The sequence below is a fragment of the Streptomyces vilmorinianum genome, from assembly GCF_005517195.1.
GTDB lineage: Bacteria > Actinomycetota > Actinomycetes > Streptomycetales > Streptomycetaceae > Streptomyces > Streptomyces vilmorinianum.
Map to the genome: position 1 here is coordinate 1,277,574 of NZ_CP040244.1, position 16,142 is coordinate 1,293,715.

The window sequence follows — 16,142 nt, forward strand, 5'->3', positions numbered from 1 at the left end:
AGGGCTCAGGACGGGCGGATAGACCTGGGTGCGGGGCCGAGGCGAGCCGGGGCGAGAGGTAACGCGTATGGAGTCGGAGCCGTACGACCTGATCACGATGGGGCGCCTCGGCGTGGACCTCTATCCGCTCCAGGTGGGGGTACCGCTCGCCCGGGTGGAGACCTTCGGGAAGTTCCTGGGCGGCTCGCCCGCGAACGTGGCCGTGGCGGCGGCGCGGCTCGGCCGGCGTACGGCGCTCGTGAGCCGGACCGGGGCGGACTCCTTCGGGGAGTACCTGCACGAGGAGCTCAGGGAGTTCGGGGTCGACGACCGGTGGGTGACGGAGGTCGGGGCGTATCCGACGCCGGTCACCTTCTGCGAGATCTTTCCGCCCGACGACTTCCCGATCCACTTCTACCGGCAGCCCAAGGCGCCGGACCTGGAGATCCATCCGCACGAACTGGACCTGGGGGCGATCGGCGCGGCGCGGGCGTTCTGGGTCACGGGGACGGGCCTGAGCGCCGAGCCGAGCCGCGCGGCGACGCTGGCGGCGCTCGGGGCGAGGAGCGGTGGGCTCACCGTCCTCGACCTGGACTGGCGGCCGGTGCTCTGGCCCGATCCGGCCGAGGCGGGCCCGCTCTACCGGGAGGCCCTGCGCCATGTGACCGTCGCGGTCGGGAACCTGGAGGAGTGCGAGGTGGCGACGGGGGAGCGCGAACCGTACGCGGCGGCCCGCGCGCTCCTGGACGCCGGGGTCCGGCTCGCGGTCGTCAAGCAGGGCCCCAAGGGGGTCCTCGCGATGACGGCGGACGGGGAGAGCGCGGAGGTCGAGCCGCTGCCGGTCGAGGTGGTCAACGGCCTCGGCGCGGGCGACGCGTTCGGCGGGGCGCTCGCGCACGGCCTGCTCGCCGGCTGGGACCTGGACCGTACGATCCGCTGGGCCAACGCGGCGGGCGCCCTCGTCGCCGGCCGCCTCGCCTGCTCCCCGGCGATGCCGTACGCCGACGAGATCGAGCAGGCCCTCGCGGCCGGCACCGGCACGATCCCGGAGCGCACCCCATGACCGCCGCCCGCCCCGGAGACACCTGGCGCACCCGCGCCGCCCACCGCCGCGCGGGCGGCCCGAGGGTCCACGACCGAACAGCGCCGCCCCCCTCGGCCACGGGCCCCGCCGACCGGGCCGCCGACCCCGGACCCGCACCCACCCCGGACACCCCCGCCCCGTCGCCGAAGCGCGGCGAAGCATCCCGACTACCGCTCACCGGCCCGGAGCCCACCGGCCCGGCGGAGGCCGTGGCCCCGGTGCCGTCCGGTGGCCCGGAGCCGGCCGGTGTGCCGTCCGGTGGACCGGAGCCGGCCGGTGTGCCGTCCGGTGGACCGGAGCCGGCCGGTGTGCCGCCCACCGGCCCGGAGCCCGCTGGCCCGGCGGAGGCCGTGGCCCCGGTGCCGTCCGGTGGACCGGAGCCGGCCGGTGTGCCAGAAGCCGTGGCCCGAGTGCCGGCCGGTGGTCCGGCACCGACCGGTGCGCCGCCCACCGGACCGGAGCCCGGCGGCCCGGCGGCGGCCGGTGGCCCGGAGGCCTCGCCCCCGGTGTCGTCCGCCAGGTCGAACGTCCCGGTGCCCCCTGCCGGGGCGTCACGGGCCGCCGGATCGGAGGCCGGCCCGGAGTCCGCCGGCCCCGCGTCCTCCGCCGACGCGGACCTCCTGCGACGCGTCGCGCACCCCGCGCCGCGCAGGCGGTTCGGGCGGGCCGTGGCCGTCACGCCTCCGTCGCCCCTCGCGGCCGTCGACGTCGAGCGGCTCGTCACGCTGCGGGCGCATCATCCCGAGGCCGTCGCCGAGGCCGCGGCCCGGCGGCGGACGCGGCCGTTGTTCCAGGAGCGGGACCGGCTGCTGATCGTCGCCGCCGACCATCCCGCCCGTGGCGCGCTGGCCGTCGGCGAGCGCCCGTACGCCATGGCCGACCGCGCCGACCTGCTCGGCCGGCTCCGCCTCGCCCTGTCCCGGCCCGGCGTCGACGGCGTCCTCGCCTCCGCCGACATCCTCGACGACCTGCTGCTCCTCGGCGCCCTGGAGGACCGGCTCGCCGTCGGCTCCATGAACCGCGGCGGCCTCGCCGGAGCCGCGTTCGAGCTCGACGACCGCTTCACCGGCCACCGTCCCCAGGACCTCGCCCGGCTCGGCTTCGACGCCGGCAAGCTCCTCCTGCGGATCGATCGCGACGACCCCGGTTCCCTCTCCACCCTCCACTCCGCCGCCCGCGCCGTCGACGAGATGGCCGGCCTGCGGCTGCCCGTCTTCATCGAGCCCTTCCTCTGCCGCCGCGACCACGAGGGGCGGCTCCACAACGACCTCTCCGCCGAGGCCGTCACCACCTCCCTCGCCGTCGCCTCCGGCCTCGGCGGCACCTCCGCCTACACCTGGCTCAAGGTCCCGGTCACCGAACACCCCGACGACATGGCCCGCGTCATGGAGACCACCACCCTCCCCGCCGTCGTGCTCGGCGGAGACCCCGGCCCCGGCCCCGACGCCCAGGAGAGCGCGTACGAGAAGTGGCGCGGCGCGCTGCGCCTGCCCACCGTCCGCGGCCTGGTCGTCGGCCGCTCGCTGCTCTACCCGCCGGACGGGGATGTGGCCGGAGCCGTCGATACGGCGGCGAGTCTGCTGTGAGTGCTGTAGGAAGGGGTACGCACCGACCGTGAAACCAGTCAACTCCCTGCACCTGCCCGCCGGGACCGCCTCCCACGGGCCGTACGCCCTCCACGTCGACCCCGACCGGGCCGGCTGGAGATACTCCGCACTGCGCGTCCTCGAACTCGGCCCGGGAGCCACCCACCTCCTGGACACCGGGGACAGCGAGTGGATCGTGCTTCCGCTCACCGGCGGCTGTACGGTGCACGTCGACGGCGAGAATCTTCAACTCCTGGGCCGCGAGGGCGTGTTCGGCGGAGCATCCGACTTCGCCTACGTGCCCCGCGACGCCCGAGCCCAGATCGCCTCCGGTGCGGGAGGCCGCTTCGCTTTGGCAGGAGCGAAGTGCGAGCGACGACTCCCCGCTCGCTACGGCCCCGCGCCGGAGGTACCCGTCGAGGCCCGCGGCAGCGGCAACCAGGCCCGGCAGGTACGGAACTTCGCCGCGGCGGACGTCTTCGAGGCGGACCGGCTGATCGCCGTCGAGGTTGTCACGCCCGGCGGGAACTGGTCCTCCTACCCGCCCCACAAGCACGACGAGAACCGCCCCGGCGCCGAGGCCGAGCTGGAGGAGATCTACTACTACGAGATCGCCGGAGGCGGCCTGGGCTACCAGCGGATCTCCCCCTCCCGGCCCGGCGGTGCCGACCTCCTCGCCGAGGTCCGCACCGGCGACGCCGTCCTCGTGCCCGACGGCTGGCACGGCCCGTCCATCGCCCAGCCGGACCACGCCATGTACTACCTCAACGTCATGGCGGGACCAGGACCCGAACGGGAGTGGAAGATCTGCTTCCACCCCGACCACACGGAGGGATACAAGTGACGCGGCTGACCGTGGCCCAGGCGCTGGTGCGCTTCCTCGCCGCCCAGTACACCGAACGCGACGGCGAGCGCCGACGGCTCATCGCCGCCACCTGGGGCATCTTCGGGCACGGCAACGTCGCCGGGATCGGCCAGGCCCTCGTCGAGTACGCCAAGGAGATGCCGTACCACCAGGGGCGCAACGAACAGGCCATGGTGCACGCGGCCGTCGGCTACGCCCGTCAGTCGAACCGGCTCTCCGCCCACGCCGTCACCACCTCCATCGGCCCCGGCGCCACCAACCTCGTCACCGGTGCGGCGCTCGCGACCATCAACCACCTCCCCGTCCTCCTCCTGCCCGGCGACACCTTCGCGACCCGCCCCGCCGACCCCGTCCTCCAGCAGCTCGAAGTGCCGTACGCGGGCGATGTGTCGGTCAACGACTGCCTGCGGCCGGTTTCGAAGTACTTCGACCGGATCACCCGCCCCGAGGCGCTGATCCCGGCCGCCCTCGCCGCCGCGCGGGTCCTCACCGACCCCGTCGACACCGGGGCGGTCACGCTCGCGCTGCCGCAGGACGTGCAGGCGGAGGCGTACGACTGGCCGGAGGAGTTCTTCGCCGAGCGGGTCTGGCGGGTCCGCCGGCCGCGGCCCGACGAGGCGGAACTCGACGCGGCGGTAGGGGCGATCCGGGCCTCCGCACGGCCGCTGATCATCGCGGGCGGCGGGGTGAAGTACAGCGGCGCCGAGGACGCGCTGCGCACCCTCGCCGAGCGGACCCGCATCCCGGTCGCCTCCACCCAGGCCGGCAAGGGAGTCCTGCCGTACGACCACAGCCACGACGTCGGGGGCGTCGGCCACACGGGCACCTCCACCGCGGACGCCCTCGCGGGGAGCACCGATCTCGTGATCGGCATCGGTACCCGCTACACCGACTTCACCACCGCCTCGCAGACCCTGTTCGCCTGCCCCGAGGTCCGGTTCGTCAACCTCAACATCGCCGGCTTCGACGCCCACAAGCAGGGCGCGCTGCCGCTCGTCGCCGACGCCCGCGAGGGCGTCACGGCCCTGACCGAGGCCCTCGACGGCTACCGGTCGCAGGCGACCTGGGCCATCTCCAAGGGCCTGTGGCAGGAGGAGGTCGACGCCGCCTACGCCGTACCGGACGAGGACGCCCGGCCCACCCAGCCGCAGGTCCTCGGTGTGCTCGACACCCTGGTCGACGCCAGCGACATCCTGATCAACGCGGCCGGCTCGCTCCCAGGTGATCTGCACAAGCTCTGGCGGGCCCGGTCCTCGGACCAGTACCACGTCGAATACGGGTACTCCTGCATGGGCTACGAGATCCCGGCATCGATCGGCGTCGCGCTCGCCGCGCCCGGGCGGCCGGTCTGGGCGCTCGTCGGCGACGGTACGTATCTGATGAATCCCACCGAGATCGTCACCGCCGTGCAGGAGGGGCTGCCCATCAAGGTGGTCATCCTGCAGAACCACGGGTACGCCTCCATCGGAGGGCTCTCCGAGTCCGTCGGCGCCGAGCGGTACGGGACCGCGTACCGCTTCCGGGCGCCGGACGGGGGGTTCACCGGCGCGCCGCTCCCCGTGGACCTGGCCGCCAACGCCGCCTCCCTCGGGATGCGGGTGCTGACCGCCCGCACCGTACGTGACCTGCGAGAAGCCCTCGCCGAGGCGCGGACGTCGACCGTCCCCACATGTGTCTATGCCGAGACCGAAACGGCAGACACAGTGTCGGGCGCGCCCCCTGCCCAGGCATGGTGGGATGTGCCCGTGGCCGAGACCTCGACCCGTTCGTCGGCGGTCGAGGCCCGGGAGGAGTACGACCGGCACGTCACCGCCCGACGCCGCCATCTCTGAAGGAGTAGTTCGTCATGACGCAGACCGTCAGGACCGTCAACCACTGGATCGGTGGCAAGCCCTACGAGCGGGCCGAGGGCACGTCGGGCAACTGGGGCCCGGTCACCGACCCGGCCACCGGTGCCGTGACCACGCGGGTGGCGCTCGCCTCGGTCGACGAGGTCGACGCGGCCGTGGCCGCGGCGAAGACCGCGTATCTGACCTGGGGCACGGCGTCGCTGGCGCAGCGCACCACGATCCTGTTCAAGTTCCGCGCGCTGCTCGACGCCAACCGCGACGCGATCGCCGAGCTGATCACCGCCGAGCACGGCAAGGTGCACTCGGACGCGCTGGGCGAGGTCGCCCGTGGCCTGGAGATCGTCGACCTGGCCTGCGGCATCACCACCCAGCTCAAGGGCGAGCTGTCCACCCAGGTGTCGAACCGGGTGGACGTGGCCGCGATCCGCCAGCCGGTGGGTGTGGTGGCGGGCATCACGCCGTTCAACTTCCCGGCCATGGTGCCGATGTGGATGTTCCCGATCGCCATCGCGTGCGGCAACACCTTCATCCTCAAGCCGAGCGAGAAGGACCCCTCGCCGTCCCTGAAGATCGCGGAGCTGCTCGCCGAGGCGGGTCTGCCGGACGGTGTCTTCAACGTCGTCCACGGCGACAAGGTGGCCGTGGACCGGCTCCTGGAGCACCCGGACGTCTCGGCGATCTCCTTCGTCGGCTCGACGCCGATCGCGCGGTACATCCACACCACGGCCTCTGCCAAGGGCAAGCGCGTGCAGGCGCTCGGCGGCGCGAAGAACCACATGCTGGTGCTGCCGGACGCCGACCTGGACGCGGCGGCGGACGCGGCGGTCTCGGCGGCGTACGGCTCGGCCGGTGAGCGCTGCATGGCGATCTCGGCGGTCGTCGCGGTCGGCGCGATCGGCGACGAGCTGGTGGAGAAGATCCGCGAGCGCGCCGAGAAGATCAAGATCGGCCCCGGCAACGACCCGACGTCCGAGATGGGCCCGCTGATCACGGCCGTGCACCGCGACAAGGTCGCCTCGTACGTGAAGGGCGCGGCGGACGAGGGCTGCGAGGTCGTGCTCGACGGCACCGGCTACACGGTCGAGGGGTACGAGGACGGCCACTGGATCGGCCTGTCGCTCCTGGACCGGGTGCCGACGACGGCGAAGGCGTACCAGGACGAGATCTTCGGCCCGGTGCTGTGCGTGCTGCGCACGGAGACGTACGAGGAGGGTGTCGCCCTCATCAACGCCTCGCCGTTCGGCAACGGCACCGCGATCTTCACCCGCGACGGCGGCGCGGCCCGCCGCTTCCAGATGGAGATCGAGGCGGGCATGGTCGGCGTGAACGTGCCGATCCCGGTGCCGGTGGGCTACCACTCCTTCGGTGGCTGGAAGGACTCGCTCTTCGGCGACCACCACATCTACGGCAACGACGGCGTCCACTTCTACACCCGCGGCAAGGTCGTCACGACCCGCTGGCCGGACCCGTCCGAGGCCCCGGCGGGCGTGGACCTGGGCTTCCCGCGCAACCACTGACGCCGGCCCGGCGCCGGAGCGCTCCTGCTGTCTCAGGCCCGTACGGCAATCCGTACGGGCCTGAGTAGTGCTGTGACGTGTGGCTGAGGAGCGTGGCGCGTAGGGCGACCGCTGATCCGCCCCGCAAAACGAGTGGCCCCCGGGGTGCGCGACGGCGCACCCTGGGGCCATGTCCGTTGTTCCACCGAAGTACCAGATCCGCGCCCTGCACACCGAGTCGACGGTGACCGTCTACCAGGCGTACGACCCGTCCATCGGCCTCCCGGCGGCCCGCGAGGGCCGGTTTCCGCCCGCGTGGAAGCGGGACCGGATGACGTGGATCAAGCCCTCGTTCCTGTGGATGATGTACCGCTGCGGCTGGGGTCTGAAGGAGGGCCAGCAGACCGTCCTCGCCGTCGAGATCACCCGCGAGGGCTTCGAGTGGGCGCTGCGGAACGCCTGCCTCTCGCACTACGTGCGGGGCTTTCATGACGATCAGGCCGCCTGGAAGCGGGAGTTGAGGCAGTCCCCGGCTCGCGTGCAGTGGGACCCCGAGCGGGATCCGCGGCTGAACGCGCTTCCGTACCGCTCGCTCCAGCTGGGCCTCGCGGGGGAGGCGTCACGGCTCTACGCGGACGAGTGGACCGTGTCCGTACGGGACGTCACGCCGCTCGCCCACGAGATCCACGCCCTCGTGCGTGAGGGACGGCTGGACGAGGCGCGCACGCGGATGCCCGAAGAGCGCCCGTACCCGGCGGGGCCGGAGCTCCTCGGGCATCTCGTGGCTTAGAAGATCGAGTACAGCAGCTTGTTCGGGGAGCCCGTCCGCGGGTCCTGGACCTTGCCGGTCGTGGCGTTGTTCGTCAGGGCGGTGCTCACCTGGGACGGGGTCGCCGTCGGGTGGCCGGCCAGGTAGAGGGCCGCCACGCCCGCCGTGTGCGGGGTCGCCATCGACGTGCCCGAGATGGTGTTCGTCGCCGTGTCGTTGTCCTTCCACGCCGAGGCGATGGAGACGCCGGGGGCGAACAGGTCCACGCACGTACCGTAGTTGGCGAAGGACGCGCGCTTGTCGGCGGAGTCCGTGGCGCTGACCGTGATCGCCTCGGGGACGCGCGCCGGGGAGTAGTTGCACGCGTTCGCCGGCAGGAGTCCCCCGAGGATGCCGTTGCCCGCGGCGACCGCGTAGCTGACACCGGAGGCGATGGACCGCTTCACCGCGGCGTCCAGCGAGGTGTTCGCCCCGCCGCCCAGGCTCATGTTGGCGACCGCCGGCTTGACCGCGTTCGCGGTCACCCAGTCCACGCCCGCGATGACCCCGGCCGTCGTACCGGACCCGGTGCAGTTCAGGACCCGTACCGCCACCAGCTTCGCGCCCTTGGCCACGCCGTACTTCGCGCCGCCGACCGTGCCCGCCACATGCGTGCCGTGGCCCTGGCAGTCCTGGCCGTTCTGGCCGTCGCCGACCGTGTCCGTGCCGACCCGCGCCCGGCCGCCGAACTCGCTGTGCGAGGTGCGGATCCCGGTGTCGATGATGTACGCGGTGACGTTCGACGCGGTCGTGTTGTACGTGTACGTCGTCGACAGCGGCAGGTTCCGCTGGTCGACCCGGTCCAGGCCCCAGGTCGCGCCCGTCTGCGTGTCGGCCATCGTGACGGTCGCGTTCTGCTCGACGTACGCCACCCGCGGGTCGGCGGCGAGCGACGCCGCCCTGGCCTGGGACATCGTCGTCGAGAAGCCCTTGAGGGCGGAGCGGTAGACATGCGTCGGGGTGACGCCCAGATCGGCGGCGCGCGTCGAACCGTCCTTGAGGACGACGATCCAGCTGTTCTCGACGGCGAGCGAGGCCGGGGCGAGCCGCAGGTCTCCGAGGGGGGAGGAGCCCTGCGCGGTGGGGGAGACGGCGAACTGGAGGCCTGCCGCGAGCGCGAGGACGGGGACGAGCGCCGCGGCGCGGCGGGATATTCGGGTCATGTGGTGGGGCACCTGAACCTTTCGTTGTCCGGGGAGTTACCGGCAAGTAGGGCTTGTGTGGTGCGCCACAGGGTCTCGTGCCGGCATGTGTCGTACAAGAGCGCGTCGGGTCCCCTCACCGGTCCTTCACGTCGAACTCCCACGTCAGCATGGCGAATGCACTTTCGTCCCGCGCCCCCGCCGACCGGTACGTCCGCAACGCGGCCTCGTTGTCCGTGTCCACCCCGACCCACAGGTCGTAACAGCCCCGCGCCCGCGCTTCGGCCGCCAGCGCCTCCGTCAGCGCCCGCCCGATCCCCCGCCGCCGGTACCCCTCGTCCACCGACAGCTCGTACAGGCACATCTCCACCCCCTTGTCCGGGTGGAGCATCTCGATCCCGGACACCATGCCCGCCGGGAAACCGTCCTCCGCGTACGCGATCAGCATCAGATGCCCCGGGGCGGCCAGGAACCGCGCCGCCCACTCCTCCCGCGCCGGACCGTCGTAGAGGTGCTCCGCGGCCAGCAGTTCGGCCGGCGTCGTCGCCCGCCTGATCTCCATGCCGGTCCTTCCGCTCGGTGTCGCGCATACCGCGCCTGGTGTACGGGACGGTACGGCGTACGCCTCGGGGAGGCCGCCGATTTCCACCCGGGGGCAGCCGCGCCTCACAGGCGGCCCGCCTACGCTCGACACCATGCAGCTCCGACTCCCCCGGTGGGCCGCGGTCACCGCCGCCCTCGCCGTCCTCGCGGGCGCCGGCACCTGGACCGCCGTCGCCTCGGACGAACCACCACCCGTGGACCGCGCGGACCAGATGCTCGACGTGCCCGGGGCACGGCTCGACACCTCCTGGTTCACCGCCCCCGGCTCCACCGGCCGCAGGCCGGCGGTCCTCCTCGGGCACGGCTTCGGCGGCTCCAAGGACGACGTCCGCGCCCAGGCCGAGAAGCTCGCCCGCGACGGATACGCCGTCCTGACCTGGTCGGCGCGCGGATTCGGCGCCTCCACCGGCCAGATCGGCCTCAACGATCCCGACCACGAGGTCAAGGACGTCCAGCGGCTCGTCGACTGGCTCGCCACGCGCCCCGAGGTCGAGCTCGACAAGGCCGGCGACCCGCGGGTCGGCGTCACCGGCGCCTCCTACGGCGGCGCGGTCTCCCTGCTCGCCGCCGGGTACGACCCCCGGGTCGACGCCATCGCGCCCCAGATCACCTACTGGAACCTCGCCGACGCACTCTTCCCCGACGGCGTCTTCAAGAAGCTCTGGGCCGGCATCTTCTTCTCCACCGGAACGGGCCCGGCACCCGGGCGGACAACGGGTCCCGGAGCGGCGGACGGCTGCGGCCGCTTCACACCCGAACTCTGTTCCCTCTACCAGCGCGTCGCCGTCTCCGGAAAGCCCGACGCCGCCGCCCGTACGCTCCTCGAGGCCCGCAGCCCCTCCGCCGTCGGCGACCGCATCAAGGTCCCCGCCCTGATCGTCCAGGGGCAGACCGACTCCCTCTTCCCGCTCGGCCACGCCGACGCCATGGCGAAGGCGATCGAGGCCAACGGCGCACCCGTCGCCGTCGACTGGATCGCGGGCGGACACGACGGCGGCAACCGCGAGACCGACCGGGTCGAGGCCCGGATCGGCCGCTGGTTCGACCGCTACCTCAAGCAGGACAAGGGCGCCGACACCGGCCCCGCGTTCCGGGTCAGCCGCGCCGGCGGCGTCGACTCCACCGACGGGCAGGCGCTGCTGCGCGGCGCGACCTCCGACCGCTACCCCGGGCTCTCGGGCGACCCGCTCTCCCTCGCTCTCGACGGTGGCCGCCCGCAGTCCTTCGCCAACCCCGCAGGGGCCAACCCGCCCGCCATCTCCGCCGTCCCCGGCATCGGCGGCGGGCTCTCCCAGCTCTCCTCCCTCGGGGTCGGCCTCTCCCTCGACTTCCCCGGCCAGTACGCCCGGTTCGACGCGAAGCCGCAGGCCCAGCCGGTACGGATCACCGGCTCGCCGACCGTCCGCGTCAAGGTCGTCTCCGACAGCCCCGACGGCTCCGCCGTGCTCTTCGGCAAGGTCTACGACGTCGGCCCGGACGGCCGCCAACAGGTCCTGCCCGCCCAACTCGTCGCCCCCGTCCGCGTCGAGGGCGCCAAGGCCGGGACCTCGGTCCAGCTGACGCTGCCCGCGATCGACCACGAGGTCGAGGCCGGCCACCGGCTGCGGCTCGTGGTCTCCGCCACCGACCTCGGCTACGCCTCCCCGGCCGCACCGGCCACGTACACCGTCGCCGTCGAGAGCCCGCTGACCGTGCCGACGGCGCCCGGCGTCACCACCCAGGCGGCCGGAACGCCCTGGTGGGTGTGGGGCCTGCCGCTCGCCGGACTGCTGATCGCCGCCGCGCTGCTGTTCTCCTCGCGGCGCCGGACCGCGGCGCCCGCCCCGGACCCCGGACTCGCCGCCGTACCCCTGCAGATCACCGGGCTGACGAAGAAGTACGCCAAGTCCTCGGACCGGTATGCCGTACGGGATCTCTCCTTCCGTGTCGAGCAGGGGCAGGTCCTCGGTCTCCTCGGCCCCAACGGCGCCGGAAAGACCACCACCCTGCGCATGCTCATGGGTCTGATCGCCCCCGACGACGGCGAGATCCGGGTCTTCGGGCAGGCCATCCGCCCGGGCGCCCCGGTCCTGTCCCGGGTGGGCGCCTTCGTCGAGGGCGCGGGCTTCCTGCCGCATCTGTCGGGGCGGGACAACCTGGAGCTGTACTGGAAGGCCACCGGCCGCCCCGCCGAGGACGCGCACATCGAGGAGGCCCTGGAGATCGCAGGACTCGGCGACGCGCTCGCCCGCGCCGTGCGGACGTACTCGCAGGGCATGCGGCAGCGGCTCGCCATCGCCCAGGCCATGCTCGGCCTGCCGGACCTGCTGATCCTCGACGAGCCGACCAACGGACTCGACCCGCCGCAGATCCGTGAGATGAGGGACGTGATGATCCGGTACGCGGCCGAGGGCAGGACCGTCATCGTCTCCAGCCACCTCCTCTCGGAGGTCGAGCAGTCCTGCACCCATCTCGTGGTCATGGACCGCGGGCAACTCGTGCAGGCCGGACCGGTCGGCGAGATCACCGGCGCGGGGGACACCCTGCTCGTGACGCTCGGCGACTCCGTCCCGGACCCGCTCATCGACAAGATCGGCGCACTGCCCGGGATCGGCTCGGCGACCCGAACGGACGGCGGCCTGCTGATCCGTCTGGACGGCGCCGAGGCGAGCCGGCTGATCGCCGAACTCGTCCGCCTGGACGTGCCCGTGACCGGTGTGGGCCCGCACCGGCGCCTGGAGGACGCGTTCCTCACCCTGATCGGAGGAGGAGCGGCATGAGCTCGACCGCGACACTGACGGAGACCGCGCCCGGCTACCGGGCCCGGCACACCCTGCCGCTGCGCGTCGAGGCCGTACGGCAGTTCAAGCGGCGCCGCACCCTGGTCATGGGAGCGGTGCTCGCCGCCCTGCCGTTCGTCCTGATCATCGCCTTCGCGATCGGTGGGTCCCCGGACGGCAGGGACAACGGCCGGATCACGCTGATGGACACGGCGACGGCGTCGGCGGCGAACTTCGCCGCGACCTGTCTCTTCGTCTCGGCCGGCTTCCTCCTCGTGGTGCCCGTCGCCCTGTTCTGCGGGGACACCGTGGCCTCCGAGGCGAGCTGGTCCTCCCTGCGCTATCTGCTCGCCGCACCCGTCCCCCGGGCCCGGCTGCTCTGGTCCAAGCTGGCCGTGGCGCTCGGCTTCAGCGCGGCCGCGATGGTGCTGCTGCCGCTGGTGGCGCTCGCCGCGGGCGCGGTCGCCTACGGGTGGGGGCCGCTGAAGCTCCCGACGGGCGGCTCCCTGCCCGCCGCGGACACCCTGCCCCGGCTCGCCCTGGCCGTCGCGTTCATCTTCGTCTCCCAACTGGTCACCGCCGGGCTCGCGTTCTGGCTCTCCACCCGGACCGACGCGCCGCTCGGCGCGGTCGGCGGCGCGGTCGGTCTGACGATCATCGGCAACGTCCTGGACGCGGTCACGGCGCTCGGCTCCTGGCGCGACTTCCTGCCCGCGCACTGGCAGTTCGCCTGGGCGGACGCGCTCCAGCCGCAGTTGGAGTGGGGCGGGATGGTGAAGGGGGCGGCGGTCTCGGTGACGTACGCGCTGATCCTCTTCGCTCTCGCCTTCCGGGGCTTCGCCCGCAAGGACATCGTGTCCTGAGGCCGGTCACAGCCACCCCCTTCGAGCCGCTTCCGCGCCCGCGCGGAAGCGGCTCGTCGTGCCCAGGGCGTGCATCAGCTCGCCGACCCGCCGGCTGTACGTGCGGCCCGACATGCCGAGGCGGGCCGCGGCCGTCTCGTCCGTGAGCCCCGCCAGGAGCGCCTCGAGGACGGGACGGAGCTGTGGGGGGAGGTCGGACGGCGGTGCGGTGGCGGCGGTCAGCTCCTCGCCCGCGTCCCAACTGGTGTGATGGGCGCGGACCAGGGCCTGCACGACGACCGGGTCGCGGATCAGCAGCAGCCCGTTGTAGAGCAGCTCCAGATCGAGCGGGACCGCCGCCACCGTACGGTCGATGACGATCATCTTGAACGGGATGGACTCCGTCAGCCGGGCCCGCCCCGGGAGCCGGACCGTGCCCGCCAGTCGGGGGAGGGCGTGGCGGGGCACGATCCGTCTGACCTCCAGGGCCCGCTCCGCCGCGGCCCGCATGCACGCTCCCGCCAACTCCAGGAACGGCTCGGGGATCGCACGGCCCGCGGAGGCGGCCGGGTCGTCGAAGGTCAGCAACTCGTGCCGGGTCGAGGCGGCGAGCCCGGCCAGGGCCGCGCTGATCCGCCGCGCGCCACGGACGGGGCGCCCCGGCGGCCGCTGCGCCTCGGGCGCGGCCCGGTTCATCGCCGATCGCGCGAGCATCACGGAGCCCGCAGTCTCTGCCACCGCTGACCACCCCCGCCCGATCGGTGTGCCACTCCATGTACGCATGTGACTGCACACGGTGACAACCCCTGTTGAAAAGGATGGCGAGTCCATGCCACGGCAGGCCGGGCCGGCCGCCGTTGCCGCATTGAGATCCATCCGCAACTCCTTCGTCGGCTCCTTCCGGCCTTCTCGGGCGTCACATTCACAAGTGCCGAGCAATGAGGGGGAGATGACGTGAAGCGACGACACAGGGGGCGGCTCGCCGCCGGGATCCTGGCCGCAGGGCTGATGTTGACGGGGTGCGCGGCCGGGGGAAACGCGGACCGGGCGGCGGACAAGCGAGGGGGCAACCGCCCGTCGGCCGCCCCCGACGGAAGGGGCGGGGCCGACGTCGAAGCCCCCGAGGGCGAACAGCGCTCCCGCCAGCCCGCCGCCGACTACCTCTCCACCTTCGCCCTGGACGTGGACACCGCCTCGTACGGCTACGCCCGCCGCACCCTCTCCGAGGGCCGGCTGCCGGACCCGGTGAGCGTACGGCCCGAGGAGTTCGTCAACAGCTTCCGCCCGGACTACCCGCGCCCCGAGGGCGACGGGTTCAGCGTGACCATCGACGGCGCGCGGACCGCGGAGGACGGCTGGTCCCTCGTCCGGGTCGGACTCGCCACGCGCGCGGCGGACCGGCAGGGCGAACGCCCGCCCGCCGCCCTCACCTTCGTCGTCGACATCTCCGGCTCGATGGCCGAGACCGGCCGGCTCGACCTGGTCAAGGAGTCCCTCGGCATCCTCACCGACGAGCTCCGCGACGACGACTCGGTCGCCCTGGTGACCTTCAGCGACGAGGCCGAGACCCGGCTGCCCATGACGCGGGTCAAGGGGCAGCGCGAGCGGATCCACGGCATCGTCGACGAGCTGGCGACCACCTCCTCCACCAACGTCGAGGCGGGGGTCCGCACCGGGTACGACGTCGCCGTCGAGGGCCACCGCAAGGGCGCGGTCAACCGCGTCGTGCTGCTCTCCGACGCGCTCGCCAACACCGGTGACACCGAGGCGCAGTCGATCCTCAACCGGATCGAGGAGGAGCGCAGGGAGTACGGGATCACCCTCTTCGGGGTCGGCGTCGGCAGCGACTACGGCGACGCGTTCATGGAGCAGCTCGCCGACAAGGGCGACGGGCACACCACGTACGTCTCCACCACCGAGCAGGCCCGCAAGGTCTTCGTGGAGCAGCTGCCCGCCCACGTCGAGCTGCGCGCCCGGGACGCCAAGGCGCAGGTCGCCTTCGACCCGCAGACCGTCGAGCGGTTCCGGCTGATCGGCTACGAGAACCGGGAGGTCGCCGACGAGGACTTCCGCGACGACCGGGTCGACGGCGGCGAGGTCGGCGCGGGCCACACCGTCACCGCGCTGTACGCGGTGAAGACCCGCCCCGGCCGCACCGGCAAGCTGGCCACGGCCACGGTCCGCTGGCTGGACCCGAAGACCCGTGCCCCGTACGAGCGTTCCGGGAGCGTCGGGACGACCGCGCTCGCCTCCTCGCTCTGGGCGCCGGGCCACGACAGCCTGCAGCTGACCGCCGTCACCGCCTACTTCGCCGACAGGCTGCGGGGCGGCGATCTGCCGGGCGCGCCGCGGCTCTCGGTGCTCGCGGAGCGTTCCGGCGCGATCGCCGAGCGCTCGGGCTCGAAGGTGGTGCGGGAGCTGACCGAGGCGATCTTGCAGGCGGACCGGCTGATGGGTCCGGAGAGCGACGCGCAGGGCGACGCGGAGGGCGACGCGGAGGGCGGTAAGTCGGGGGGCAGCGGATCGGGTGATCCGTACAGCGGCTGATCCGTGCGGCGGTGGCGCGGCGCGCAGGGGGTTCCTCCGTAACCCCCTGCGCGCCGGCCATGGGCCCGTCATGATGGGCCCATGGCCACCCTGCTGCTCGCACTCGCCGTCGCGTCCACCGGCCTCTACGCCGGGTTCATGCTGATCTTCCTGACCGGGATCATGCCCGCCCTGGCCCGGCTCGGCGACAGGGAGTTCGTCGACGCCATGCGGCGGATCAACGAGTATGTGCCCAAGCCCGTGTTCCTGGTCGTGTTCCTGGGCGTCGTGGCCTTCCCCGTCGCCGCCTTCTTCGCGCCCGTCGACGGGCGTAGCGACACGCAGAAGTGGCTGGTCCTGGCCGGCCTCGTGTGCGCGGTCCTCAATCATCTGGTCACCATCGGCGGCAACATCCCGCTCAACAACGCGCTGGCCGCCTCGGAAAGCACCGGCGAGGACCCCTCCGCCGTACGGGCGGCCTTCGAGAAGCGCTGGAACGGCCTCCATCTGATCCGTACGGTCCTGATCACCGCCGCGTTCGGGCTGCTGATCGCCGCGTCCCTGAGCTGAGGAATGCCGGACGGGGCAGGCACGGCCGTTCA

Annotated in this window: 13 protein-coding genes; 10 read left to right on the top strand and 3 right to left on the bottom strand. The window is 73.1% G+C overall.

The window, feature by feature from the left end; translation table 11 throughout:
• The first annotated feature begins 67 nt into the window (after positions 1-67).
• The 6 genes from iolC to FDM97_RS06100 all read left to right on the top strand — a co-directional run bounded on the left by iolC (position 68) and on the right by FDM97_RS06100 (position 7,650).
• Positions 68-1,042, top strand: a complete 975-nt coding sequence (gene iolC, locus FDM97_RS06075) for a 5-dehydro-2-deoxygluconokinase (protein ID WP_137989230.1) — start codon at positions 68-70, stop codon at positions 1,040-1,042.
• Between the two features lie 689 nt (positions 1,043-1,731).
• Complete coding sequence (locus FDM97_RS06080) at positions 1,732-2,649, top strand: Cgl0159 family (beta/alpha)8-fold protein (protein ID WP_137994683.1); 918 nt, start codon at positions 1,732-1,734, stop codon at positions 2,647-2,649.
• Positions 2,650-2,695: 46 nt separating this feature from the next.
• Complete coding sequence (gene iolB, locus FDM97_RS06085) at positions 2,696-3,493, top strand: 5-deoxy-glucuronate isomerase (RefSeq protein ID WP_432816278.1); 798 nt, start codon at positions 2,696-2,698, stop codon at positions 3,491-3,493.
• Positions 3,490-5,346, top strand: a complete 1,857-nt coding sequence (gene iolD / locus FDM97_RS06090; RefSeq protein ID WP_137989232.1) for a 3D-(3,5/4)-trihydroxycyclohexane-1,2-dione acylhydrolase (decyclizing) — start codon at positions 3,490-3,492, stop codon at positions 5,344-5,346. The genes iolB and iolD overlap by 4 nt, the downstream gene beginning before the upstream one ends.
• Positions 5,347-5,360: 14 nt before the next feature.
• Positions 5,361-6,881, top strand: a complete 1,521-nt coding sequence (gene mmsA / locus FDM97_RS06095; RefSeq protein ID WP_137989233.1) for a CoA-acylating methylmalonate-semialdehyde dehydrogenase — start codon at positions 5,361-5,363, stop codon at positions 6,879-6,881.
• A 169-nt stretch (positions 6,882-7,050) separates the two neighbouring features.
• Positions 7,051-7,650 carry a DUF4291 domain-containing protein gene (locus FDM97_RS06100; RefSeq protein ID WP_137989234.1) on the top strand — a complete coding sequence of 200 codons (600 nt, stop codon included), beginning with the start codon at positions 7,051-7,053 and terminating at the stop codon, positions 7,648-7,650.
• On the opposite strand, the gene FDM97_RS06105 is transcribed toward FDM97_RS06100, so the two are convergent.
• The gene (locus FDM97_RS06105) at positions 7,647-8,831 is read right to left on the bottom strand and encodes a S8 family peptidase (RefSeq protein ID WP_137989235.1); all 1,185 of its coding nucleotides are present in this window, start codon (positions 8,829-8,831) and stop codon (positions 7,647-7,649) included. The two genes, FDM97_RS06100 and FDM97_RS06105, sit on opposite strands and share 4 nt — an antisense overlap.
• A 115-nt stretch (positions 8,832-8,946) precedes the next feature.
• A complete protein-coding gene (locus FDM97_RS06110; RefSeq protein ID WP_137989236.1) occupies positions 8,947-9,372 on the bottom strand; it encodes a GNAT family N-acetyltransferase in 426 nt (141 codons plus the stop codon).
• 133 nt (positions 9,373-9,505) lie between these two features.
• Here FDM97_RS06110 and FDM97_RS06115 point away from each other — a divergent pair, with 133 nt between their 5' ends.
• Together FDM97_RS06115 and FDM97_RS06120 are read left to right on the top strand one after the other, a co-directional pair.
• Positions 9,506-12,172 (top strand): alpha/beta fold hydrolase, encoded by a 2,667-nt coding sequence (locus FDM97_RS06115; protein ID WP_137989237.1) that lies wholly within the window; start codon positions 9,506-9,508, stop codon positions 12,170-12,172.
• Entirely contained in the window at positions 12,169-13,035 is an 867-nt protein-coding gene (locus FDM97_RS06120; protein ID WP_137989238.1) for an ABC transporter permease, read from the top strand. Before FDM97_RS06115 ends, FDM97_RS06120 begins: the two co-directional genes overlap by 4 nt.
• 6 nt (positions 13,036-13,041) lie before the next feature.
• On the opposite strand, the gene FDM97_RS06125 is transcribed toward FDM97_RS06120, so the two are convergent.
• On the bottom strand, positions 13,042-13,752 hold the full coding sequence (locus tag FDM97_RS06125) for a helix-turn-helix transcriptional regulator (RefSeq protein ID WP_137989239.1): 711 nt from the start codon (positions 13,750-13,752) through the stop codon (positions 13,042-13,044).
• Between the two features lie 270 nt (positions 13,753-14,022).
• On the opposite strand from FDM97_RS06125, the gene FDM97_RS06130 reads away from it, so the two are divergent.
• Together FDM97_RS06130 and FDM97_RS06135 are read left to right on the top strand one after the other, a co-directional pair.
• Entirely contained in the window at positions 14,023-15,561 is a 1,539-nt protein-coding gene (locus tag FDM97_RS06130; protein ID WP_137994684.1) for a vWA domain-containing protein, read from the top strand.
• An 81-nt stretch (positions 15,562-15,642) separates the two neighbouring features.
• Positions 15,643-16,110, top strand: coding sequence for an anthrone oxygenase family protein (locus FDM97_RS06135; protein ID WP_137989240.1), 468 nt, complete (start codon positions 15,643-15,645; stop codon positions 16,108-16,110).
• Positions 16,111-16,142 lie beyond the last annotated feature (32 nt).